This window comes from Cupriavidus sp. LA-1 (assembly GCF_055385985.1).
In genome coordinates this window covers 2,456,030-2,480,459 of record NZ_AP031387.1, presented here as the reverse complement: position 1 = coordinate 2,480,459, position 24,430 = coordinate 2,456,030, and the positions used below count along the sequence as shown (strand labels likewise).

Genomic DNA, 24,430 nt, shown 5'->3' with positions numbered 1-24,430 from the left:
ATGGGGAGTAGGTTCAGCCGTCGCCGGGGTTATCGCTTGTGCGCTGCCACAGCGCGGCTTCGAACTCGAAGCTGTCGCGTTGCTGCAAGTCGTCGCGTTGCCAGATCACGCGCTCGCGGCGCACGGTCAGCATCCAGGTGGTGGTGGCCAGCGGCGTGGGGTGCGAGAACGCGCGCGGGGACAGCACGGCGCCGCAGGGGCCGTGCAGCGGGTCGCGTACCGAGGTGTAGCGGATCATGCCGAGGCCGGCCTCGCGTGCGATGCGGCCGAAGGCCTGGCAGGGCTCGTGGTGGTCGGGGTCGGTCCAGGTGGCGCGGTCCTGGTCGAAGGGCGGTGCGTCGAGTGCCACGCCCGAGGTGTCGATGCGCACTTCGAACAGTGTCTGCGCGCGGGCGTCGATGCGCGGCAGCGCCGGGCTGTCGTTGAGGAAGCGCCAGCGCCAGTAGCCGAGTTCGGCGCAGGCGGTGCGGATCTCGTTGGCGCCATAGAACACGCCGGGGTCCTGGCTGGCGCGAAAGCGCGAGCCCCAGGGCGAGGGCGGATAGCGGAACGGGGTGAACAGCAGGTAGTGCAGGTGGCGTGCCTCGGCGGGCACGGCGGGTTTGCCGGCGTCCAGCACGGCTTCGAGCACAGCCTGTTCTTCCAGGCTGTCGACCAGCGGCATGGTGGATACGACATGCTGGGCTTCCACCGCCCGCCACAGCGTGAGCGCGAACGGCCGGCGCTCAGATGCGACCGCGGGTGGCGTCCAGGTAGTGAACGACACGGACCAGACCTTCCGTTGTGCGGATCAATTCGACGGGCTTGCCGCCCAGTGCCAGGTTTTCATTGGTCAGCCATAGCCGGGCCTGGTCGCCGTGGCCCAGGATGGCATCCAGCGAGCGGAACAGGCGCACGAACAGGACGCCGAACTCCCATTCCTTGCGGTGCGCATCGAGCACATAACCACCCGATGCCATGCGCGACACCGAAGCCGTGCTGATGCCCAGCACGCTTGCCACCATGGCCTGGCTGATGCCGAGAAAGCCGGCGGCGCGCATGACCGCCTTGGTCAGCGTGGTGCCGGGGTCGGGGCCGCCGGCGGGATCGGTTTCCGGAATCCGCCTAGATTGCATCGCCTTTGCTCCTGTTTCTTGAGAAAGATTATAGGCGATGTATTTCAGAAGTGAAGCCCTTGCTGAATAAATCAGCACGCCGCGAGGGTGCTTTGTCGTTTTTGGCTAGTAAGTCTCGATATGCAGCCGGCCTTCCGCCTTCATCGTGGTTTCCAGCGCCTTCCAGTTGAGACCCGCGTTGGCGCAGACCGTTTCAAATGCCGCCAGCACACCTTCCTCCATCCCCTTCAGGCCGCAGATGTACACATGGCCATTGGTGTCGCCCAGCAGCGCGGCCACGCTGCCGCCCGCCTCGCGGATCGCATCCTGCACATAGCGGCGCGGTGTCGCCGGGTCGCGCGAGAAGGCGAAGTGGATATCGAGGAAGTCCCTGGGCAGCTTCAGCAGCGGGCCGAAGTAGGGCAGTTCGTTGGCGTTGCGCGCGCCGAAGAACAGCAGCCGGCGCCCGCTGAAGTGCGCCATGTTGCGGCGCATGCGCTCGGTCATGGCGCGCATCGGCGCCGAGCCCGTGCCGGTGCAGATCATCATCACGCTGGCCTCGGCATGGTTGGGCATCAGGAAGGTCGAGCCGAACGGGCCCACCACCTGCACCGTGTCGCCCTTGGCCAGGTCGCACAGGTAGTTGGAGGCCACGCCCAGCACCGGCTTGCCGTCGTGGTCCTGGTCCACCCGTTTGACCGTCAGCGCCAGGTTGTTGTAGCCCGGGCGCTCGCCGTCGCGCGGGCTGGCCACCGAGTACATGCGGATGTAGTGCGGCTTGCCCGACGCATCCGTGCCCGGCGGCATGATGCCGATCGACTGGCCTTCCAGGATCGGGAAGAAGTGCGTGCCGAAATCCAGCACGATATGGTGGATGTCGCTGGATGCGTCGTCGCCGGTCAGCCGGTAGTTGCCGGCCACGGTCGCCGCGACCGGCGCGCGCACGCCATGCAGGTTCACATAGGGATGGGCCGCCGACCACGGCGCACGCGCCGAGGTGTGGTGGCTGGTCTCCACGGACTGGAGGGCGGCGCCGGTGGCAGCCGCAGTTGCCACGCCGCTGTCGGCGGTGGCATCCGGCGCTTCGCCCAAGCTGGCCAGATCCGGCAACGGCACCTCGGCCGGCAGTTCGTCCCACAACAACTGGGCCTGGATCGGGTAGGCCTGGCCGCGCAGCATGGTGCGCCAGTTGTCGATGGCGCCAGTCGGGCAGGGCGACAGGCAGGCGTTGCAGCCGTTGCATACGTCGGCCCTGACCACGTAGTTGCGGTCATCGTGGGTGATGGCATCGATCGGACAGGTGTCCTCGCAGGTATTGCAGCGGATGCAGATTTCCGGATCGATCAGGTGCTGCTTGATGATGTCGGGGGCGCCCATGGCGTGTCTCCGGTGTCTCCCTGGCCTGCCTGGCAGTTCTGGTTCAGTTGAAACGCACGTACTCGAAATCCATCGGCTGGCGGTTGATGCCCACCGCCGGCGGCGCGATCCAGTTGGCGTATTTGCCGGGCTCGGTCACGCGGCCCATCAGCGAGGCGACGAAGGCACGGTCTTCCTCGGTGGCCAGCCAGTTGCGCTCGTTGGCCTGCCATTCGGCTTCGGATATCAACTGGCCCTCGGGCGACACATGGACATTGGCCAGCGTGCCGATCTTGCGGTTGAAGGCCTTGTGCGGCACGGTCAGGCGGAACGCGATCCCGGCCTTCTCGATGACCTTGTTCCAGCGCGCCACGCCGCCCATGCTGTCCTTGATATAGTCGTCGCGCAGCACTTCATTGAGCGCGTTGAGCATCGGCACCTCGCGCTCGCCCAGGTGGCCGTCGCGCACTTCCAGCACGCGGTAGACATCGCCCTTGAGCACGTGGTCGTCGGCGCGCTTGCCTTCCTCGAAGCGGCCTTTCAGGCCCGCGCTGTAGAAAATGGCGGCGTTGGACGACTGGTCGGCGCCGAACAGGTCGATGGTGACGCTGTAGTGGAAGTTCAGGTAGCGCTGGAGGGTCGGCAGATCGATCACGCCGGCGGCGCGCACCTCGGCCGGGTCTTCGATGCCGCGCTCGCGCATCACCTCGCAGGTGCGCTGGATCACGCGCGATACGCCCGATTCGCCGACGAACATATGGTGCGCCTCCTCGGTCAGCATGAAGCGCGTGGTGCGCGCCAGCGGATCGAAGCCGGACTCGGCCAGCGCGCACAGCTGGAACTTGCCGTCGCGGTCGGTGAAGTAGGTGAACATGAAGAACGACAGCCAGTCCGGCGTGCGCTCGTTGAAGGCGCCGAGGATGCGCGGATTGTCCTGGTCGCCCGAGCGGCGCTCCAGCAGCGCCTCGGCTTCTTCGCGGCCGTCGCGGCCGAAATGGCGGTGCAGCAGGTACACCATCGCCCACAGGTGGCGGCCTTCCTCCACGTTGACCTGGAACAGGTTGCGCAGGTCGTACAGGCTGGGCGCGGTCAGGCCCAGGTGGCGCTGCTGCTCGACCGAGGCCGGCTCGGTGTCGCCCTGCGTGACGATGATGCGGCGCAGGTTGGCGCGGTGCTCGCCCGGCACCTCCTGCCAGGCAGCTTCGCCCTTGTGCTCGCCGAAGTGGATCTTGCGCTCGGGGTCGGCCGGCTGCAGGAAAATGCCCCAGCGGTAGTCCGGCATCTTGACGTGGTCGAAATGCGCCCAGCCCGATGGATCGACCGACACCGCGGTGCGCAGGTAGACATCGAAGTTGTGCGAGCCATCGGGCCCCATGTCGCGCCACCAGTCCAGGAACGCCGGTTGCCAGTGTTCCAGCGCGCGCTGCAGCGCGCGGTCGTCGGACAGGTTGACGTTGTTGGGAATCTTCTGGCTGTAGTCGATGCTCACGTGCTGTCTCCTGTGTTGTCTGGTCGGGCGCGGCCGCTACACGCGGTCCCAGTCGAAGCGCGCCTTGTTGCCGCTGCCGAAGACCTTCAGCGCGCCGTTCTCGCCGACGGCGTTGGGTCGCTGGAAGATCCAGTTCTGCCATGCGGTCAGGCGGCCGAAGATGCGGGTTTCCATGGTTTCGGCGCCGCCGAAGCGCAGGTTGGCTTCCATCCCGGTGAGCGCATCCGGCGACAGGCTGGCGCGCTCTTCCAGCGCGATGCGGATCTCGTCCTCCCAGTCGATATCGTCGGGCGCGGCGGTAATCAGGCCGAGCGAGTCGGCGCTGAGCGCATCCAGCGGCGCGCCGATGTGTTCCTGCACCGCCGTGAGCGCGACCTCGTCGCCGTAGAAACGTGCCGACAGCCGGGTTTGCCCGTTGGGCATGGGGTAGTGGCCGAAGTTGAGCGCGGAGACGAATACGCGCGGCGCGTCGTCGGGGGCGTCGGGCAGGTGCAGCATGTAGCTGCGGTCGGCGGCCAGCGCCAACTCCAGCAGCGTACCGGCAAAGCAGGAATCCGGCTCGATCAGCGCGATCAGGCTGCGCGAGGACACGTCAAGCCGCGCCAGCGTGCGGCGCAGCATGCCGATGGTCTCGCGCACGAACCAGTGGCCGGCGTGTGCCTGCAGCAGGGCATCGGCCGCCAGCACCGCGGCGGGGGCGCCATCGGTCTTCAGTACCCAGATGCCGATATCGAGATGATTGGCGCGCAGCGTCAGGATGGCGTCGTCGAGTTCGCGGGCCATTTTCAGCGGCCACCATTGCGCGCCGGCAGCGACCAGGCCAGCGAGATCGGCTGGCTGGTGCTTGTCCGGCCCGAATACGGTCAGCGTGGCCCTGCGTGCCGCGGCGTCGACATGCACGCGCACGGTCTCGTAACGGTAGCCATCCGGCTCGACGGTACGCGACAGCGGCGTCAGCGTGATGCCGTGGTGGCCCTGCGGGCGATCGCTGGTGGCCGCCAGCGCCGCCGCGCGCTCGGCGATGTGCTCGGCAAAGCGGGCCGGCTTGACCACCTCGTCGACCAGCTTCCAGTCCTTGGCGCGCTGCCCGCGCACGCCCTCGGTGGTGGTGCAGAAGATATCGGCGTGGTCGCGGCGCACATGGCGCTTGTCGGTCACGCGTGTGAGCCCGCCGGTGCCGGGCAGCACGCCCAGCAGTGGCACTTCGGGCAGGCTCACCGCGGACGAACGGTCATCGACCAGCACGATCTCGTCGCAGGCCAGCGCCAGTTCATAGCCGCCGCCGGCAGTCGTGCCATTGCAGGCGGCGATGAACTTCAGTCCCGAGTGCCGGCTGGCATCCTCGATGCCATTGCGGGTCTCGTTGGTGAACTTGCAGAAGTTGACCTTCCACGCATGCGACGACTGCCCCAGCATGAAGATATTGGCGCCCGAGCAGAAGATGCGGTCGCGCGCGCTGGTCAGCACCACGGTGCGCACTTCCGGATGCTCGAAGCGGATGCGCTGCAGGGCGTCGTGCAGTTCGATATCGACGCCAAGGTCGTAGGAATTGAGCTTCAGCGCGTAGCCGGGACGCAGGCCGCCTTCCTCGTCGACATCCATGGCGAGCGTGGCGACGGGGCCGTTGAAGGTCAGTTTCCAGTGGCGGTACTGGTCGGGATGACGCTCGAAAGTGACGGGCGCGGGCGCGTCCGTGGCGTCTGCGTTGCCGGGGCGATGCAGGGCGGTTGCCGGCGTGGACATGGCTGTCTCCTGAGTGCACTATAGTGCCTTGCGGCTTTTGATGAAATATAGTGCATGGAGACGGCCGGTGCAATGACTTTGTCAGTCACACTTACTGGGGCGTGGGGGATCAGGCGCCGGCGGCCTGCAGCTGGGCGCGCAGTTGCTGCAGCGAGGTGGCGGCGTCCTGGCCGCTGGTGTCGATCGCGATATCGGCGCGGTCATAGAGCGGCGCGCGCGCCTGCAGGATGCGGCGCAGGTCTGCCATGGCCTCGCGATTGCCTTCCATCGGCCGCATGTCGCCCTGCGCCACCACGCGCGCCATGTGCTCTTCGGGCGAGGTACGTACCCAGATGGTGTAGCACTGGGCCAGCAGCAGGTTGAAGGTGGCGGGTTCCGAGACCAGGCTGCCGGGCGTGGCCAGCACCATGCGGTCGTGCTCGCGCAGGGTGCGCTCCAGCGCGCGCATTTCGTAGCGGCGGTAGGCGGCCTGGCCGTAGAGCGAGTGGATCTCGGACAGGCTGGCGCCCGCTTCGCGCTCGATCACGGTATTCAGCTCGACAAAGGGCACGTCGCGGGCGGCTGCCAGCGCGCGCCCGAGCGTCGACTTGCCGGCGCCGCGCAGGCCGATCAGCGCGATGCGGCGGTGGCGCGCATCGCCGGATTCTTCCGGTGCCAGCGCCTGGCGGCTGGCCTCGCGCACGCGCGCTAGGTCGCCGGGGGGCAACTGCGCCAGCCATTGCACCATCTGCGCGAACTCGGTGGCCTGCTGCCCGTTGAGGCTGTCCACTTCGGCCAGCACCACCGGCAGCGGCACATCGAGCGCGCGCGCCACCTGCCGCAGCAGCAGCACCGAGGCATTGCCGGTGCCGGTTTCCAGGTTGGCCAGGTAGCGCTCGGAGACGCCGGCGCCGCGCGCGAGGTCCTTGCGCGACATGCCGCGCGAGGCGCGCAGCGACCGGATGCGCTCGCCCAGTTGCGTCAGGTAGGGATCGCGTTCGCCGTTGGCGGCAGGCGCGGGGCGCGTGTCGGCCTCGGCGGCGCTGTCGGCATTCTCGGCATTGGCGGCGGGCAGCGGGGCGGGGTCGCGGCGCATGGTGGCGGTCGGGTTGGGTCCGGCGAAAAAAGCAAGGGCGCATTATACGGGCAGCCAGCGGGCAGTCCTGCCACGCCAAGTGGCGCCTCAGGCGGCTGCCATCGATAAGCACTGTCCTATAGTGCATCCCCTCGCTTGCATAATAGTTGATATGAAATAAAATGCATCAACAAGCGGATGCCGGCGTGCCAGATTGCCGGACACCACAACAGCGACTGGCCTGACGCCGGCGCGACGCCTGCCGGATCGCGGCGGGCACGCGGCGCGCGACACCAAGGAGTGGAGACATGACGCCCCCCAATACCGCCGCCGGTGCGCAGAGTGCCGCCACGGCGCTGCCGCCACGCTATAACGCCGCCGAGGACCTGTTGTCGCGCAACCTCGGGGCGGGGCGCGGCGGCAAGACCGCTTATATCGACGACACCACCTCGCTGACCTATGCCGAACTCGATGCCCGCGCGCGCCGCTTTGCCGGCGCGCTGCGCGAGGCCGGCTTCCGCCAGGAAGAGCGGCTGTTGCTGTGCGCGCTCGATACCATCGATTTCCCGACCGTGTTCCTCGGCTGCCTGCTGGCGGGCGTGGTGCCGGTGGCGGTCAATACCCTGCTGACCGCGGACGACTATGCCTACATGCTTGGCCACAGCGGCGCGCGCGCGGTGGTGGTATCCGAGCCGCTGCTGCCGGTGATGAAGGCCGCGATCGACAAGAGCGGGCTCTCTCCGACGGTGATCCAGGCCGCGCCGCATGGCGACGCCGCGCCGGCCTGCAGCGTTGGCGCGATGCTGGCGCGCACGCGTTCCCACGCGTCGGCGGCAGGCACGGGCCCCGACGACATGGCGTTCTGGCTGTACTCGTCCGGCTCCACCGGCCGGCCCAAGGGTACCGTCCACACCCACGGCAACCTGTTCCACACGGCCGACCTGTATGCGCGGCAGGTGCTGGGCATCCGCGAGGACGACGTGGTGTTCTCGGCTGCCAAGCTCTTTTTTGCCTATGGGCTGGGCAATGCGCTGACCTTTCCGATGTCGGTCGGCGCCACCACCGTGCTGATGGCCGAGCGGCCAACGCCGGCGGCCGTGTTCAAACGGCTGTGCGAGCAGCGGCCCACGGTGTTCTGCGGCGTCCCCACGCTGTTTGCGGGCATGCTGGCCGCGCCCGATCTGCCGCCGCGCGCCGGGGTGGCGCTGCGCGTCTGCACCTCGGCCGGCGAGGCGCTGCCGCGCGATATCGGCGAACGCTTCCTGGCGCATTTCGGCTGCGACATCCTGGACGGCATCGGCTCCACCGAGATGCTGCATATCTTCCTGTCGAACCGGCCGGGCGAGGTGCGCTACGGCACCACCGGCGTGCCAGTGCCGGGCTACGAACTGAAACTGCTGGACGAACAGGGCGAGCCCTGCGCGCCCGGCGAGATCGGCGATCTCTACATCAAGGGTCCCAGCGCCGCGCTGATGTACTGGTGCAACCGCGACAAGAGCCGCGATACCTTCGTCGGCGCATGGACGCGCAGCGGCGACAAGTATCTGTGCGACGCCGACGGCTACTACACCTATGCCGGGCGCAGCGACGACATGCTCAAGGTGGGCGGCATCTACGTCTCGCCGTTCGAGGTCGAGGCCGCGCTGGCGCAGCATCCGGCCGTGCTTGAGGCGGCGGTGATCGGCGTGGCCGATGCCGATGAGCTGGTCAAGCCCAAGGCGTTCGTCGTGCTGCGGCCCGGCCAGCAATGGCATGACGGCATGGCGGCGGAACTGCAGGCCTTTATCAAGTCGCGCCTCGCGCCGTACAAGTACCCGCGCCAGATCGAATGCGTGCCCGAGCTGCCCAAGACCGCGACCGGCAAGATCCAGCGTTTCCGGCTGCGCCAGCGCGAGGAAGCCGCGCGCGCCTGACCATCCCTTCCTGAACCGATGCAAGAGAACAAAGTGCCCATGCCAAGCAGCCTGGTTGAAATTCCCTTCGACAACCGCCGTATCCAGATCGAGTACCAGTGGCTGTGTCCTGAGCGCAAGGAGCGCCCGCTGGTGGTGTTCCTGCACGAGGGCCTGGGGTCGGTCAGCATGTGGCGGGATTTCCCGCGTGAATTCTGCGAGGCCGGCGACTACCGCGGGCTGGTGATTTCCCGCTATGGCTACGGGCGTTCCACGCCACGGCCGCACGACGAGAAGTGGCGGCCCGACTTCATGCACAGGCAGGCGCGCGAGGCGCTGCCCGCGCTGTTCGATGCGCTCGATATCGGTCCCGGCCGCGCGCACGGCGTGCCCTGGCTGCTGGGCCACAGCGATGGCGGCTCGATCGCGCTGATCTATGCGGCCAGCTTCCCGCGGGCAGTGGCCGGCATCACCGTGCTGGCGCCGCATATCGTGGTCGAAGACCTGTCGGTGCGCAGCATCGCCGCCACGCGCCAGGCCTACCTTGAAACCGACCTGCGCGAGCGGCTGGCGCGCCATCACGCGGATGTCGATTCGGCCTTCTGGGGCTGGAACGATATCTGGCTCGACCCCGATTTCCGCCACTGGGACCTGCGGCCGCTGCTGTCCGGACTGCAGTGCCCGGTGCTGGCGGTGCAGGGCGAGGACGACGAGTACGGCACCATGGCGCAGATCGAGGGTATCCATCGATATGCCCCCCAAACCACCTTGCTTAAACTCGCGCGATGCGGACATTCGCCACACCGGGATCAAAAAGATCCGTTGACGCTGGCTGCCGTTCGGCATATAAATCTGCATACTTCAAACCTAAAATAATTCGGCTTCCCGCCGGTTGCGAAGGGTCCCCAGGGTGCTTGCACCAGCGCGGGACACGCCACGGGCAGGGGTGACCGGCAACGGTCCAGCGAGCCACCGGCTTGACCACCAGGAGACACCATGCGTCGCTTCACCTCGCGCGGGCTTGCGCCTGCCTGCCTTGCCGTCGCCACCGTCTTTGCCATGGCCAGCGCCTCCGCGCAGCCGGCGGCCCCCGCGCCCGCGGCGCCGGGAGGCAAGATCAAGGTTGGCTTCATGCTGCCGTACACCGGCACCTATGCCGCGCTGGGCACCGCCATCGAGAATGGCTTCCGCATGTATGTGCAGCAGCAGGGCGGCAAGCTCGGCGGCCGCGACATCGAGTACTTCAAGGTCGACGATGAATCCGATCCGGCCAAGGCGCCGGAGAACGCGACCAAGCTGGTCAAGCGCGACCAGGTCGATGTGGTGGTCGGCACGGTGCATTCCGGCGTGCAGATGGGCATCGTCAAGGTGGCCAAGGAAAACAACACGCTGCTGATCATCCCCAACGCCGGCGTGGATGAAGCCACCGGGCCGCTGTGCGGGGCCAATATCTTCCGCACCTCGTTCTCCAACTGGCAGCCTGGCTACGCCATGGGCCAGGTGCTGGGCGAGCGCGGCCTGAAGAAGGTGGTGACGCTAACGTGGAAGTACGCCGCCGGCGAGCAGTCGGTGAAGGGCTTCAAGGAAGCGTTCGAAGCCAAGGGCGGCAAGGTGGTGAAGGAGCTGAACCTGCCGTTCCCCAATGTCGAGTTCCAGGCCCTGATCACCGAAGTGGCCTCGCTCAAGCCCGATGCCGTGTTCGTGTTCTTTGCCGGCGGCGGCGCCGTCAAGTTCGTCAAGGACTGGGCCGCGGCGGGGCTCAAGGACAAGATCCCGCTGTATGGGTCGGGCTTCCTGACCGACGGCACGCTCGAGGCGCAGGGCACTTCGGCGCAGGGGCTGGAAACCACGCTGCATTACGCCGATGGCCTGACCAACCCGCGCGACAAGAATTTCCGCCTGGACTACGCCAAGACCTACAAGCTGCAGCCCGACGTGTATGCGGTGCAGGGCTACGACGCCGCCCAGTTGCTGGCGGCCGGCGCCACCGCGGTGAAGGGCGACATGACGCGCAAGGCCGACCTGTACAAGGCCATGGGTGCGGCAAGGATCGACAGCCCGCGTGGTGCCTTCACGCTGTCCAAGGCGCATAACCCGGTGCAGGACTTTTACCTGCGCAAGGTCGACGGGCGCGAGAACAAGGTCAGCGCGGTGGCGGTGAAGGCGCTGGCAGATCCTGCGCGCGGCTGCCGGCTGTAAGGCCGTCCAGGCCTGACGGTTTGCGCCTCCTTCCCGCTTGCGGGAGAGAGGCGGGGGAGAGGGCAGGAGCCCCCACGAAGTCATGGCCTTCGCATCCCGCAAGCGCCGGCCCTCTCCCCCAACCCCTCTGCCGCGCGCGGGAGAGGGGAGCCTGCCACCGGCACGCGTGGCGCTGTCGGATATTTGGTGCATGACCCCGCATGGATATCGTCTCCTTCCTGATCCAGTGCCTGAACAGCGTGCAGTACGGCCTGCTGCTGTTCCTGGTCGCCAGCGGCCTGACGCTGATCTTCGGCATCATGGGCGTGATCAACCTCGCCCACGGCAGCTTCTACATGCTGGGCGCCTACCTGGCCTTCACGCTTGCCGGGCTGACCGGCAACCTGTTCATCGCCATACCGCTGGGCATCGTGCTGGCGGTGGCGTTCGGCTACGTGCTGGAGTGGGCCTTCTTCAGCTACCTGTATGAGCGCGACCACCTGCAGCAGGTGCTGATGACCTACGGCCTGATCCTGGTGTTCGAGGAACTGCGCAGCATCCTGGTCGGCGATGACGTGCATGGCGTGCAGGCGCCGGCGCTGCTGGACGGCGCGCTGGCGATCGGCAACGACATGACCTACCCGGTGTACCGCCTCTTTATCTCCGCCATCTGCCTGGTGGTGGCGGTGGCGATGTATTACGTGATCCGCCGCACCCGGCTGGGCATGATGATCCGCGCCGGCGCCACCAACCGCGAGATGGTGCAGTCGCTCGGCATCAATATCACGGTGTTGTACCGCTTTGTGTTCGCGCTGGGCGTGGCGCTGGCCGTGCTCGCCGGCATGATTGCCGCGCCGGTGTCGTCGGTCTATCCGGGCATGGGCGCGCAGGTGCTGATCGTCTGCTTCGTGGTGGTGGTGATCGGCGGCATCGGTTCGGTCAAGGGGGCGCTGGTGGCGTCGCTGTTGCTGGGTTTTGTCGATACCTTCGGCAAGGTGTTCTGGCAGGAGGCGGCCGGCGTGCTGATCTACCTGCTGATGGCGGTAATCCTGCTGTGGAAGCCGCAGGGGCTGTTCAAGGCGGGATGACATGAATCCGACGACACTGCCGGCGCGCCGGCACGCTGCCCGCAACGCCACGCTCGCCACCGCGCTGGGCTGGCTGGTGGCCTTTGCGGTACTGGCCGGGCTGCCGCTGCTGCTTACCGCTGACAGCCACAAGTTCTATATCGAGCTGCTCAGCAAGGTGATGATCATGGCGATCTTCGCGCTGTCGCTGCAGCTGCTGATCGGCTATACCGGGCTGGTCAGCCTGGGCCATGCCGCGTACTTCGCCATGGCGGCGTATGCCACCGCGATGCTGGCGCCGCAGGCCGGCCCGGGCAACGGCTGGCTGCTGCTGGCCGGTGCGCTGGCCGCATCGGCCTTGCTGGCACTGGCGGTAGGCGCGCTGGTGCTGCGCACGCGTGGCGTGTATTTCATCATGGTGACGCTGGCGTTCGCGCAGATGGTGTATTTCGTCTTTCACGACACCAGCGTCGCGGGCGGCAGCGACGGTACCTATGTCTACTTCCGGCCGGAATTCCCGGTGCCCGGGCAACAGCCGCTGACGGTCAACGACCCCATGCACTTCTACTGGATGGTGTGGCTGGGGCTGGTGGTGACGGTGGCGGTGCTGATGGTGGCGCTGCGCTCGCGCTTCGGCCATGCGCTGGTCGGCATCCGGCACAACGAGCAGCGCATGCGCGCGGCCGGCTATGCCACGTACCGCTACCAGCTTGGCGCCTTTGTCGCGGGCGGGCTGCTGGCGGGGCTGGCGGGGTTTCTGTATGCGATCCAGTTTGGTTTCGTCAATCCGGAGATCGCGTCGTGGCACCAGTCCGGCAACGCCATGCTGATGGTGATCCTGGGCGGCGTGGGCAGCCTGGCCGGCGCGGTGCTGGGGGCCTTCTCGTTCGTGCTGCTGGCAGAGTGGTTCAGTAGGCTGACCAAGCACTGGCAGCTGCTGATGGGCGGCTTCATCATCGTCGCGGTGGCGCTGCTGCCGCGCGGGCTGGTCAGCCTGCCGTCGGTGCTGCGGCACGGGCGGCGCGGACGCCGCAATGGCGACGCCGGCACCGGCACGGATGAGGCCGCAGGCACCGTGGACAGCCGCGGCGAAGGACGCCGGAATACGGAGGCCGCATGACATCGCAAGGCACCCCGATCCTGCAGGCGCAGCAGCTGACCCGGCGCTTCGGCGGCCTGACCGCCGTGGCGGGCGTCGACCTGTCGCTGGCGCTGCATGAAATCCATGCGGTGATCGGCACCAACGGCGCGGGCAAGTCCACGCTGATCAATATGCTGTCCGGTGAGTTGCCGCCGTCGTCCGGCCGCCTGCACCTGAAGGGCGAGGACGTCACGGGCTGGTCGCAGCCGCGGCTGGCGCGCCATGGGGTCGGGCGCAGCTACCAGCGCAACAACATCTTCCTGCCGCTGACGGTGCGCGAGAACTGCCGGCTGGCCGCGCAGTCGCGCGCGCAGCGCGCCTGGCGCCTGTGGGAAAGCGCCCAGGGCTGCCGCACCAGCGCCGCGCTGGCCGACGAGGCCATGGAGCGCGCCGGCCTGGCGCACCTGGCGGACCGGCTCGCCAGCGATCTTGCGCACGGCCAGAAGCGCCAGCTGGAGGTGGCGATGTGCCTGGCCACGCAGCCGGTCGCGCTGCTGCTGGACGAGCCGCTGGCCGGCATGGGCGCGGAAGAATCGGCGCGGATGCTGGCCTTGCTGCGCGGTCTGCGCGAAGGCCATGCCATCCTGCTGGTCGAGCATGACATGGACGCGGTGTTCTCGGTCGCCGACCGCATCACCGTGATGGTCAACGGCGCCGTGATTGCCACCGGCACCCCGGATGCGATCCGGACCAACCACGAAGTCCAGGTTGCCTACCTGGGCGAGGAAGAGGGCGAGGCCGCATGAATGCACCGAGCAAAGCAGCGACCAGCGCGCCGATGATCGAAGCCACCGGCATCAACGCCTGGTATGGCTCCAGCCACGTGCTGCGCGATGTCGACTTCACCGTGGGTGTGGGCGAGACCGTCGGGCTGCTGGGGCGCAATGGCATGGGCAAGAGCACGCTGTTGCGTACGCTGCTGGGCCATGTGCGCCAGCGCCAGGGGCAGATCCGGGTGGCCGGCCGCGATGTCTCGCGCGCGCAGGCGTTCGAGGTGGCGCGCCTGGGCGTGGCCTACGTGCCGGAGGGTCGTGGCATCTTCCCCAGCCTGTCGGTGCGCGAAAACCTGCTGATGGCCGCGCGCAAGGGCTGCAACGGCCGCCATGACTGGGACGAAGCGCGCGTGCTTGACCTGTTCCCGCGCCTGAAGGAGCGCCTGTCCCATGGCGGCCAGCAGCTGTCCGGCGGCGAGCAGCAGATGCTGTCCATCGGCCGCGCGCTGATGACCAACCCCGACTGCCTGGTGCTTGACGAAGCCACTGAGGGGCTGGCGCCGCGCATCGTGCACGAGATCTGGGAGGTCATTGCCACCGTGCGCGGCACCGGCATCGCCTCGGTGGTGGTCGACCGCAATTTCCGCTCGGTGCTGGCGCACGCCGACCGCGCCGTGGTGCTGGAGAAGGGCCGGGTAGTGATGGCCGGCCCCGCGTCGGACCTCGCCGGCAAGCCCGAAGCCCTGGACCGCTATCTCGGTGTCTGATTGAAGAGTGCCTTATAAGGCACTCATGTTGCTGTGCCGCAACGCCCCTTGCGGGCGCAAGGTCACGCAGTTTTGCTCAGCCGGGGCTTGACCATCGGCCGCTTCCCTCCCATCCTTGCGAAGTCACGAAAGCGGCATCCCTGTTTGCCGCAGTGGTCGATTACCGACAGTTCAACTAGAATTGCGCGCGTTTGTGCAATGCAATAAGAACCGCAAGATGAACCGGAAACGGGCGCAGCCTCCTGCTGCGCTGGATGGGACCGGACCGCGGCGGAGCCAACAGAGCTGCCGGCGAGCCGGCCGAGCAGACCCAATTTCATGACCCAGTCCACAACCAGCCATTATTTTGTCGAGAGCCCCAGCACGCGCGCCCTGGTGCTCGGTGCGGTAGGCGTCGTCTTCGGCGACATCGGCACCAGCCCGCTCTACTCGCTCAAGGAATGCTTCAGCCAGGAACACGGCATTCCGTTCAGCCCTGAGGCCGTGCTTGGCATCATCTCGATGCTGTTCTGGGCGATGATCATTGTCGTTTCGCTCAAGTACGTGATGTTCGTGATGCGCGCCGACAACGACGGCGAGGGCGGTGTGCTGGCCCTGATGGCACTGGCGCTGCGCACCGCGGCACCGCGTTCGCGCATGGCGCACCTGCTGATGATGCTGGGCATCTTTGGCGCCTGCATGTTCTATGGCGATGCGGTCATTACGCCGGCAATCTCGGTGCTGTCGGCGGTGGAAGGCCTGGAGATCGCGGCGCCGGGCCTGTCGCATTACGTCATACCGATCACGCTGGTGATCCTGTGCGCGCTGTTCTTCATTCAGCGCAGCGGCACGCAAGCCGTGGGCAAGCTGTTCGGCCCGATCATGGTTGTGTGGTTCCTCGCGCTCGGTGCGCTTGGGCTGCTGCACCTGGTGAAGGCGCCGGGCATCCTTCTGGCAGTCAGCCCGCACTACGCGGTCAGCTTCCTGATGGAGCATTCGCTGCAGGCCTTCGTCGTGCTGGGTTCGGTGTTCCTGGTGCTGACCGGTGCCGAGGCCCTGTATGCGGACATGGGCCACTTCGGCGCGCGCCCGATCCGCTACGGGTGGTTCGCACTGGTGATGCCCTGCCTGATGCTCAACTATTTTGGCCAGGGCGCGATGCTGCTGAACAATCCGGCCAACGTCTCCAATCCCTTCTACCTGATGGTGCCGGACACGCTGCAGCTGCCGATGGTGCTGCTGGCGACCGCCGCCACCGTGATTGCTTCGCAGGCCGTGATCTCGGGAGCCTTTTCGCTGACCAGCCAGGCTATCCAGCTGGGCTTCGTGCCGCGCATGCGCATCCGCTATACCTCCGCGGCGGAAATCGGCCAGATCTACCTGCCGGTGATCAACTGGATCCTGCTGGTACTGGTGGTGATCGTGGTGATGGCGTTCAAGAAATCTGACAACCTGGCTGCTGCCTACGGTATTGCCGTCACCACGACAATGGTGATCACGACCTTCCTGGCGGCGGTCGTGATGCGTAATGTCTGGAAGTGGAATCCGGTGCTGGTCACGCTGATCGGCCTGTCATTCCTGCTGGTCGACCTGGCGTTCTTCTCGGCCAACCTGCTGAAGATCGCCGAAGGTGGCTGGTTCCCGCTGTTGATGGGCGGTACGGCCTTCTTCCTGCTGATGACCTGGCACAGCGGCCGCAAGCTGCTGCGCGCGCGCAGCCTGGAAGACGGCATCCCGCTCGAGCCCTTCATCGCCGGCCTGCTGGCGCACCCGCCGCACCGCGTCGAGGGTACCGCGGTGTTCCTGACCGGCAATACCGAGTCCGTGCCGGTGTCGCTGCTGCACAACCTGAAGCACAACCGCGTGCTGCATGAGCGCGTGGTGTTCCTGAGCTTTGTCACGCGCGATATCCCGTACGTGGACGATGACAATCGCGTGAGCTGCAAGGACCTGGGCGGCGGCGTCTATATCCTCAAGTCCGAATACGGCTTCAAGGAAACGCCGGATGTGCAGCGGGTGCTGGACCTGGCCGACCGCAAGCTGGGCATGCACTTTGAACTCATGGAGACCTCGTTCTTCATCGCGCGCGAATCGGTGATCCCGTCCAAGCTGCCGGGCATGCCGATGTGGCGCGAGAGCCTGTTTGCCTGGATGCACCAGAACGGCGCCAAGCCGTCCGATTTCTTCCAGATCCCGGCCAACCGGGTGGTGGAGCTGGGCACCAAGGTCGAGATCTGAACGCGAGGGCCGAGGCGCCCGCATCCGTCTATCCTTCGCAACCCCCGGGGCGCGCCGCCAGGCCACCCGGGGGTTTTGTCATCCGCACGAACTTGCCCGACGGGCCGGGACTTTAGTCCTGGTTCACCAGGGTGCGGGCATCGCTCACGTGGCCGCGATACGCCTCGAAGATGCGGCGCAGCGCCGCTTCCATGCTGATCTCGGGCTTCCAGCCCAGTTCCTCGATGGTGTTGTCGATCTTCGGCACGCGGTGCTGCACGTCCTGGTAGCCCTTGCCGTAGAAGTCGCCCGACGAGGTCTCGACGATCTGCGACTTGCGCGCTTCTTCCGCGTATTCCGGATAGTCCGCGGCCATCTTCAGCATCATCTCGGCCAGCTCGCGCACCGAGTGGATATTGCCCGGGTTGCCGATGTTGTAGATCTTGCCGCTGGCCACGCCGTTGGGGTTCTCGATGATGCGCATCAGCGCGCTGATGCCGTCGGCGATATCGGCGAAGGCACGCTGCTGCGCGCCGCCGTCGACCAGCTTGATTGACTCGCCGCGCACGATATGGCCGAGGAACTGCGTCACCACGCGCGACGAGCCTTCCTTCGATTCGAAGATCGAGTCCAGCCCGGCGCCGATCCAGTTGAACGGGCGGAACAGGGTGTAGTTCAGGCCTTGCTCCATGCCGTAGGCGTGGATCACGCGGTCCATCAGCTGCTTGGAGCAGGCGTAGATCCAGCGCGGCTTGTTGATCGGGCCGTAGACCAGCGGCGAGGCCTCGGGATCGAATTCTTCGTCGCTGCACATGCCGTAGACCTCGGAGGTCGACGGGAACACCAGGTGCTTGCCGTACTTCACCGCGGCGCGCACGATCGGCAGGTTGGCCTCGAAGTCCAGCTCGAACACGCGCAGCGGCTGGCGCACGTAGGTGGCCGGGGTGGCGATGGCCACCAGCGGCAGCACCACGTCGCACTTGCGGATGTTGTACTCGATCCACTCCTTGTTGATGGTGATGTCACCTTCGAAGAAGTGCATGCGGGGGTGGTCGACGAGGTCGCCCAGGCGGTCCGACGACATGTCCATGCCGTAGACTTCCCACGGCGTGGTTTCCAGGATGCGGCGCGTCAGGTGGTGGCCGATGAAGCCGTTGACGCCAAGGATGAGTACTTTCTTGCCTTGCATGGGGTTTAACTGTGGCAGGGATTCAGGGATGCGCCGGCGCGTCTAGCGCTCGCCGGCGAAGGGAAAGTTGGTAACAGCAACGCGCCGCCAGTCGCGCGCGATGACATGCATCGGCGCGCGCGCGCTCAGCTCGGCGAACGCCGACGGCGACAGCAGGGCGACGGCGGGCGGGCCATGCTGCCAGGCTTCGACGAAGGCATCGCGGGTCGGGAGCCACTTCTGCGGCTCCTGCTCGGTGCCAAAGGCAAGCTCGTCGGCCTGGGCCACCATGGTGAGCGGATGGCGCAGGTAGAAGGGCAGGGTATGGTCAAGCAGGCCGACGGCGTAGAGCGGCATGGCGGGACGCAGCACGCGCTCGATCGGCGCGATCATGTCGATGCCGGACGCCGAACGGCCGATGGTTTCATGGCCGAGCAACGCCGTGGAGAATGCCAGCAGCATGCCGAAGGCATAGGCCGTGACGCTGGCCATGCTGCCCCGCCGCCGCAGCAGCCACAACGCGACGGCGGCGCTGGCAATCACCAGCGCGAAAGCCAGCGCCGCCCAGATCGCATAGGCGCGGTACAGCACGTTCGGCGTGTTGTTGGAATTCAGCGTGGCCACGATCGGGCTTGCCAGCAGGCCGATGGCGCCGATGACCAGCATGGCGCGCAGTTGCCGGGTCCAGGCGCGTTCGCCGGTCTGGGTGAAGGCCACGCCTGCGAGGATGGCCAGCGCCGGGAACACGGGCACGATGTAGCCCGGCAGCTTCGACCCCGACAGGCTGAAGAACACGAAGATCGACACCGCCCACAAGGCGGACAACAGTGCTGGCTGGAACGGCTTGCTACCGCCGGGGCCGCCGGTGTCGCGCACGCCGGCGCGCTGCCTGACGGCGCGGACCATGCCGGGCACCAGCCCCAGCCAGGGTAGGAATCCGCCCACCAGCAGCGGCACGAAGTACCACAGCGCACCCTTGCGCGCATGCACCGTCGAGGTGTAGCGCTGCCAGTGCTCATGGATAAAGAAGAAGCGCAGGAATTCCGGGTTGCGCTCTGCCACCAGCCAGAACCAGGGCACCGTCACCAGCAGCATCAGCGCAATCCCGGCCGGTGCATGCAGGCGCCGCCACAGTCCAAGGTCGCGCGTCACGCAGGTGTATACCACCAGCACCAGCCCCGGCAGCGCCAGGCCTACCAGTCCCTTGGTCAGAACCGCCACGCCCATTGCCGCCCAGCACGCCAGCATCCAGTTGCGGCGCGCCGCCGGCGTGGCGTCCGGATGCTGGGCCAGCAGCATGAAGGCAAGCACGCAGGCCATGACGCCTGACAGGGTCATGTCCAGCGTATTGAAATGCGCGGCAACGTTCCACATGGGCGCGGCCGCCAGCACCAGTCCGACCAGCAGCCCGGCACGCGCACCAAACCAGCGCGCGGCTGCCAGCATCGACACGCCCAGCCCGATCATGCCGGACAGCGCCACGCACAGCCGCGCCTGCCAGTCGCCGAGGCCGAACAATGCGAAGGAAACCGCGGTGGTCCACATGTGGAACGGCGGCTTTTCGAAGTACTTCAAGCCGTTGTAGCGGATCGTGACCCAGTCGCCGGTGCTCAGCATCTCGCGGGCGATCTCGGCATAGCGGCCTTCGTCGGGGCCCAGCAGGTGGCGCACATCCAGCGTGCCGAACCACAGCAGCGCGAAGGCCAGCGCCACCAGCGCAACCACGGGGATACCAGCGAAGCGGGCGGCATGCCACGGCGCGGCGGGCCGGGCGGTGTCGTGCCCAGGCTCGTCGGCGAGGCGATCGGAACGATGCTGCATGCGGGATGGGCTCGGCGTGAAAGGGGTGAACGAGGAATGGAGGGGGCGTGGGTGGCTAGGCTTGTCCACGCCAAAGTTCAGCGCCACGTTGAACCGCCAGGCGCTGGCAAGGAGAGCGGGAGGATAATTCGCGAACCTTAACGGAATATTAAGGCGGCTCGCGCACAATGCCGTGATACGTTCGCGATACTTGCGCCTGGCGTGGCGCGCACGCAACACACGCCGCAACCGATCAGAGCATGAGAATCCTTATTGTTGAAGACGACCCGATGCTGGGCGATGGTCTGCGGCGCGGCCTGCAGCTGCTCGACTATGCGGTCGACTGGTTCAGTGCCGGCGCCGAAGCCGACCATGCGCTCGACGTGGTCCACTACGACGCCGTGGTGCTGGACCTGGGCCTGCCGGGGGAAGACGGCATGTCGCTGCTGTCGCGCTGGCGGGCGCGCGGCTGCCGCATCCCGGTGATCGTGCTGACCGCGCGCGATGCGATCGACAGCCGCATCGGCGGCCTGGATGCCGGTGCGGACGACTACCTGGTCAAGCCGATCGCCCTCGATGAGCTGGCGGCGCGCTTGCGTGCCGTCACCCGCCGCGCCGCCGGCCTGTCGTCGCCCGTGTGGAAGCACGGCGCGCTGGAGTTCCACCCGGCCGCGCGCCAGGCGTACTGGCAGGGCAAGTCGGTGGAACTGACCAGCCGCGAAGCCATGCTGCTGGAGCTGTTGCTGGCGCATCCCAACCGGCTGCTGACGCGCGACTTCCTGCGCGACAAGCTCTATGACTGGCAGGGCGGGGTCGAAAGCAATGCGCTGGAGGTCCATATCCACCACCTGCGCCGCAAGATCCACCCCAAGATCGTGCGCACCTTCCGCGGCGCCGGCTACACCCTCGGCGCGGCCGAGGACTGCGCATGACGCTGCAGCGCCGGCTCATCCTTGCGGTGCTCATTGCGGCGCCGGTGGTATGGCTGCTGACCATCGGCATGACCTATGTGCGCGCCCGCCACGAGATCAACGAGCTCTACGACACCGACATGGTGCGCATGGCGCTGCAGCTGCACTCGGTGCTGCCGCTGGTGGACGTTGCCGCGGCGCCGTCGCGCGCGATGCAGCCCCACCTGGTCGAGGGCGACCAGGGCGACGCGGGGCTGGGCGACCTCGCCATTGCCGTGTGGCTGCCGGACGGCAAGCCCCTGCATATCGATCCGGACGGCGACCTGCTGCCGCGCGCGCCGGGCATCAAGGGCTTTACCGACGTCGCCATCAACAAGGTGCGGTGGCGCCTGTACTACCTCGACGATCCCGACCATGGCTGGCGCGTGTGCGTGGGCCAGCAACTGGGTGAGCGCAATGAGCTGATCCTGTCCTATATCGCCGCGCAGGTGCTGCCCTGGGCGGTGGGCCTGCCGGTGCTGATCGGCCTGCTGATCTGGTTCATGCGGCGCGCCATGACACCGGTGCGGGCCCTGTCGACGGACATCGAGGGCCGCGCCCCCGAGGACCGCCGGGCGCTCAGCCTGCAAGCCGTGCCGGGCGAACTGGTGCCGCTGGTCAAGGCGATGAACTGCCTGCTGGCGCGGGTATCGGATTCGATCGACCACGAACGGCGCCTGACCGCCGATGCCGCGCATGAGATGCGCACGCCGCTGGCCGCGCTCAAGGCGCAGTGGGAGATCGCCGAGCGCTCGCCCGACGAGGCCGAGCGCGCGCAGGCACGCGCCAACGTGGCCGCCGGCATCGACCGCATCAGCCGGCTGGTGTCGCAGCTGCTGACGCTGAGCCGGCTGGAAGATGCCGCCGGCCTGCCGTCGCGCCAGCCGGTCAACTGGGTACCGGTGGCGCAGCAGGCGCTGTCGGACTGCCTGGCGCTGGCGCAGCAGAAACAGGTCGACGTGGAACTGGAGTGGCCACCGGAAGGACAGGCGCCATTGCCGGTCGCGGGCGACACCAACCTGCTCTCGCTGTTGCTGCGCAACCTGCTCGACAACGCCATCCGCTACAGCCCGCCGGGCGCGCTGGTGACGATCGACTTCCGGCCAGACAGCGTCACCGTGCGCGACCAGGGCCCGGGCGTGGCGCCCGACGTCCTGGCGCGGCTGGGCGACCGCTTTTTCCGCGGCGGCTCGGGGCAGCGCGAGCAGGGCCACGGCCTGGGCATTTCCATCGCGCAGCGCGTGGCGCGGCTGCACGGGCTGGAGATCGCATTTGCCAACCGCGCGGATGGAGCGGGCGGGGGGCTGGCCGTGCGGATCGCATACAGCGGCTGAAATGATGGCGGCTGAAATGAAACACGCCCCGCACGGTTTCCCGTGCGGGGCGTGTTGCCATCCTGGTGCGGCTCAGCGCTTGAGCTTGGCGAAGGCCGCGGCCATGGCGCCAGCCGGCTCCGCATCGCGGCGCCCGCCGTTGGATCCCTTGCCGCCGCCATTGCGTTGGCCACCGCGGTCGCCACGGTCGCCGCCGGCGCGCGCCGCGGCCTGGCCGGGCTCGTCGTCCAGGCGCATCGACAGGCCGATGCGGTTGCGCTTGACGTCGACCTCCATCACCTTGACCTTGACGATCTGGCCGGCCTTGACCACTTCGTGCGCGTCCTTGACGAACTTGCTGGACAGCGCCGAGATATGGACCAGGCCGTCCTGGTGCACGCCGATATCGACAAACGCGCCGAAGGCCGCCACGTTGGTGACCACGCCTTCCAGCACCATGCCGGGCAGCAGGTCCTTCACGTCCTCCACGCCGTCCTGGAAGGTCGCGGTCTTGAACTCGGGGCGCGGGTCGCGGCCCGGCTTTTCCAGTTCGGTCAGGATGTCGCGCACGGTCGGCAGGCCGAACGACGCATCGGTGAATGTTTCGGGCGACAGGCCGCGCAGCGCGTCGCGGTTGCCCATCACATCGCGCAGGCCCTTCTTGATGTGCTCGAGGATGCGCTGCACCACCGGATACGCCTCCGGGTGCACCGAGGAGCGGTCCAGCGGATTGTCGCCGTCGTTGATGCGCAGGAAGCCGGCGGCCTGCTCGAAGGTCTTGTCGCCCAGGCGCGGCACTTTCTTCAGCGCGTCGCGGTTGGTGAAGGCGCCGTTGGCGTCGCGGAACTCGACGATATTGCGCGCCAGCACTGAATTCAGGCCCGACACGCGCGCCAGCAGCGGCGCCGAGGCGGTGTTGACGTCCACACCTACGGCGTTCACGCAGTCCTCGACCACGGCGTCGAGCGCGCGCGCCAGCTCGCGCTGGTTGACGTCATGCTGGTACTGGCCCACGCCGATCGACTTGGGATCGATCTTGACCAGTTCCGCCAGCGGATCCTGCAGCCGGCGGGCAATCGACACCGCGCCGCGCAGCGACACATCCAGGTCCGGGAATTCCTTGGCAGCCAGTTCCGACGCGGAGTAGACCGAGGCGCCGGCCTCGCTGACCACGATCTTGGTCAGCTTCAGCTCGGGCATCTGCTTCATCAGGTCCTGCACCAGCTTGTCGGTCTCGCGGCTGGCGGTGCCGTTGCCGATCGACACCAGTGCCACGTTGTGCTGTTTTGCCAGGCGCGCCAGCGTGGCGAGCGAGCCGTTCCAGTCGCGGCGCGGCTCGTGCGGGTAGATGGTGGCGGTTTCCAGCAGCTTGCCGGTGCTGTCAACGACCGCGATCTTGCAGCCGGTGCGGATGCCCGGGTCGACGCCCATCACCGACTTGGGGCCGGCCGGCGCGGCCAGCAGCAGTTCGTGCAGGTTGCGGCCGAACACCTTGATGGCCTCGCCCTCGGCGGTTTCGCGCAGCTGCGTCAGCAGTTCGGTCTCGAGGTGCGGCTGCACCTTGACGCGCCAGCACCAGCGGCACACGTCGCCCAGCCACTTGTCGGCCGGGCGGCCCAGGTTCTGGATGCCGACGTGGCGCGCGATCATGCCTTCGCACGGATGCGGCACCATCGCGTCCTGTTCTTCGCCCAGGCCCAGCTTGACCATCAGCACGCCCGCGTTGCGGCCGCGGAACAGCGCCAGCGCGCGATGCGACGGCACCGTGCGGATGGTCTCGCTGTAGCTGTAGTAGTCGCGGAACTTCTCTTCCTCGGCGGTTTCCTTGCCTTCCATCACGGTGGAGGCCACCACGCCGTTGTTCCACAGGTGCTCGCGCAGCTTGCCCAGCAGTTCGGCGGTCTCGCCGAACTGTTCGGACAGGATGTCGCGCGCGCCGTCCAGCGCGGCCTTGACGTCGGGCACGCCGCCGTCGGCGGTGGGATTGCCGTTGACGTACCTGGCGGCCTCGGCCTGCGGGTCCAGCGTCGGGTCCGCCAGCAGCGCCAGGGCCAGCGGCTCCAGCCCGCATTCGCGCGCGATCTGGGCGCGCGTGCGGCGCTTGGGCTTGTAGGGCAGGTAGAGGTCTTCCAGCGTCTGCTTGGTCTCGGCGGCCTCGATGGCGGCCTGCAGCTCGGGCGTGAGCTTGCCTTGCTCCTGGATCGACGCGAGGATGGCCGCGCGGCGGTCTTCCATGTCGCGCAGGTACAGCAGGCGCTCTTCCAGGTTGCGCAGCTGCGTGTCATCCAGGTTGTCGGTCACCTCCTTGCGGTAGCGGGCGATGAAGGGGACGGTGGCACCTTCGTCAAGCAGCGCCACGGCCGCAGCCACCTGGCGGGGCTGCACGGACAGTTCAGCCGCGATGAGCGAGACAATCTTTTGCGAGACGGATGCGGGCAGGTTGGACATCGGAGAGCAGCGTGAAACGCAGTCAGTCGAAAGCGGGGCATTTTGCCACAAGCGCGGGAGC

At 67.3% G+C, this 24,430-nt stretch carries 19 protein-coding genes; 10 read left to right on the top strand and 9 right to left on the bottom strand.

Going from position 1 to position 24,430, the window contains the following annotated elements; all coding sequences use genetic code 11:
* Positions 1–13: 13 nt before the first annotated feature.
* From ACZ5MJ_RS11575 to ACZ5MJ_RS11550, 6 genes are all read right to left on the bottom strand, one after another.
* Complete coding sequence (locus ACZ5MJ_RS11575) at positions 14–766, bottom strand: RES family NAD+ phosphorylase (protein WP_464219456.1); 753 nt, start codon at positions 764–766, stop codon at positions 14–16.
* Entirely contained in the window at positions 726–1,115 is a 390-nt protein-coding gene (locus ACZ5MJ_RS11570; RefSeq protein WP_464219454.1) for an antitoxin Xre/MbcA/ParS toxin-binding domain-containing protein, read from the bottom strand. Before ACZ5MJ_RS11570 ends, ACZ5MJ_RS11575 begins: the two co-directional genes overlap by 41 nt.
* A 105-nt stretch (positions 1,116–1,220) precedes the next feature.
* On the bottom strand, positions 1,221–2,471 hold the full coding sequence (gene boxA, locus ACZ5MJ_RS11565) for a benzoyl-CoA 2,3-epoxidase subunit BoxA (RefSeq protein ID WP_464219453.1): 1,251 nt from the start codon (positions 2,469–2,471) through the stop codon (positions 1,221–1,223).
* 43 nt (positions 2,472–2,514) lie between these two features.
* Positions 2,515–3,939 (bottom strand): benzoyl-CoA 2,3-epoxidase subunit BoxB, encoded by a 1,425-nt coding sequence (boxB, locus tag ACZ5MJ_RS11560; protein ID WP_464219451.1) that lies wholly within the window; start codon positions 3,937–3,939, stop codon positions 2,515–2,517.
* A 36-nt stretch (positions 3,940–3,975) separates the two neighbouring features.
* A complete protein-coding gene (gene boxC / locus ACZ5MJ_RS11555) occupies positions 3,976–5,682 on the bottom strand; it encodes a 2,3-epoxybenzoyl-CoA dihydrolase (RefSeq protein WP_464219449.1) in 1,707 nt (568 codons plus the stop codon).
* Between the two features lie 109 nt (positions 5,683–5,791).
* On the bottom strand, positions 5,792–6,757 hold the full coding sequence (locus tag ACZ5MJ_RS11550; protein WP_464219447.1) for a helix-turn-helix transcriptional regulator: 966 nt from the start codon (positions 6,755–6,757) through the stop codon (positions 5,792–5,794).
* Between the two features lie 287 nt (positions 6,758–7,044).
* On the opposite strand from ACZ5MJ_RS11550, the gene ACZ5MJ_RS11545 reads away from it, so the two are divergent.
* The 8 genes from ACZ5MJ_RS11545 (at position 7,045) to ACZ5MJ_RS11510 (ending at position 16,711) form a co-directional block, all read left to right on the top strand.
* Positions 7,045–8,649: a benzoate-CoA ligase family protein gene (locus tag ACZ5MJ_RS11545; protein ID WP_464219446.1), complete on the top strand. Its 1,605-nt coding sequence runs from the start codon at positions 7,045–7,047 to the stop codon at positions 8,647–8,649.
* Between the two features lie 39 nt (positions 8,650–8,688).
* Positions 8,689–9,504 (top strand): alpha/beta fold hydrolase, encoded by an 816-nt coding sequence (locus ACZ5MJ_RS11540; protein WP_464219445.1) that lies wholly within the window; start codon positions 8,689–8,691, stop codon positions 9,502–9,504.
* 120 nt (positions 9,505–9,624) lie between these two features.
* On the top strand, positions 9,625–10,827 hold the full coding sequence (locus ACZ5MJ_RS11535; protein ID WP_464219443.1) for an ABC transporter substrate-binding protein: 1,203 nt from the start codon (positions 9,625–9,627) through the stop codon (positions 10,825–10,827).
* Positions 10,828–11,027: 200 nt separating this feature from the next.
* Positions 11,028–11,894 (top strand): branched-chain amino acid ABC transporter permease, encoded by an 867-nt coding sequence (locus ACZ5MJ_RS11530; RefSeq protein ID WP_464219441.1) that lies wholly within the window; start codon positions 11,028–11,030, stop codon positions 11,892–11,894.
* Position 11,895: 1 nt separating this feature from the next.
* Positions 11,896–12,993, top strand: a complete 1,098-nt coding sequence (locus ACZ5MJ_RS11525) for a branched-chain amino acid ABC transporter permease (RefSeq protein WP_464219440.1) — start codon at positions 11,896–11,898, stop codon at positions 12,991–12,993.
* A complete protein-coding gene (locus tag ACZ5MJ_RS11520; RefSeq protein ID WP_464219438.1) occupies positions 12,990–13,760 on the top strand; it encodes an ABC transporter ATP-binding protein in 771 nt (256 codons plus the stop codon). The genes ACZ5MJ_RS11525 and ACZ5MJ_RS11520 overlap by 4 nt, the downstream gene beginning before the upstream one ends.
* Positions 13,757–14,494: an ABC transporter ATP-binding protein gene (locus ACZ5MJ_RS11515; RefSeq protein WP_464219437.1), complete on the top strand. Its 738-nt coding sequence runs from the start codon at positions 13,757–13,759 to the stop codon at positions 14,492–14,494. Before ACZ5MJ_RS11520 ends, ACZ5MJ_RS11515 begins: the two co-directional genes overlap by 4 nt.
* Positions 14,495–14,812: 318 nt before the next feature.
* Positions 14,813–16,711 (top strand): potassium transporter Kup, encoded by a 1,899-nt coding sequence (locus ACZ5MJ_RS11510; RefSeq protein ID WP_464219436.1) that lies wholly within the window; start codon positions 14,813–14,815, stop codon positions 16,709–16,711.
* A 112-nt stretch (positions 16,712–16,823) separates the two neighbouring features.
* On the opposite strand, the gene ACZ5MJ_RS11505 is transcribed toward ACZ5MJ_RS11510, so the two are convergent.
* Both ACZ5MJ_RS11505 and ACZ5MJ_RS11500 read right to left on the bottom strand, forming a co-directional pair.
* Positions 16,824–17,879, bottom strand: a complete 1,056-nt coding sequence (locus ACZ5MJ_RS11505; RefSeq protein ID WP_464219435.1) for a bifunctional UDP-4-keto-pentose/UDP-xylose synthase — start codon at positions 17,877–17,879, stop codon at positions 16,824–16,826.
* Between the two features lie 42 nt (positions 17,880–17,921).
* The gene (locus tag ACZ5MJ_RS11500; protein WP_464219433.1) at positions 17,922–19,679 is read right to left on the bottom strand and encodes a glycosyltransferase family 39 protein; all 1,758 of its coding nucleotides are present in this window, start codon (positions 19,677–19,679) and stop codon (positions 17,922–17,924) included.
* 239 nt (positions 19,680–19,918) lie between these two features.
* On the opposite strand from ACZ5MJ_RS11500, the gene ACZ5MJ_RS11495 reads away from it, so the two are divergent.
* Together ACZ5MJ_RS11495 and ACZ5MJ_RS11490 are read left to right on the top strand one after the other, a co-directional pair.
* Positions 19,919–20,590 carry a response regulator gene (locus ACZ5MJ_RS11495; RefSeq protein WP_464219432.1) on the top strand — a complete coding sequence of 224 codons (672 nt, stop codon included), beginning with the start codon at positions 19,919–19,921 and terminating at the stop codon, positions 20,588–20,590.
* The gene (locus ACZ5MJ_RS11490; RefSeq protein ID WP_464219430.1) at positions 20,587–21,942 is read left to right on the top strand and encodes an ATP-binding protein; all 1,356 of its coding nucleotides are present in this window, start codon (positions 20,587–20,589) and stop codon (positions 21,940–21,942) included. Before ACZ5MJ_RS11495 ends, ACZ5MJ_RS11490 begins: the two co-directional genes overlap by 4 nt.
* Before the next feature lie 72 nt (positions 21,943–22,014).
* Here the strand turns inward: ACZ5MJ_RS11490 and ACZ5MJ_RS11485 are convergent, their stop codons facing one another.
* Positions 22,015–24,369: a Tex family protein gene (locus tag ACZ5MJ_RS11485; protein ID WP_464219429.1), complete on the bottom strand. Its 2,355-nt coding sequence runs from the start codon at positions 24,367–24,369 to the stop codon at positions 22,015–22,017.
* Positions 24,370–24,430 lie beyond the last annotated feature (61 nt).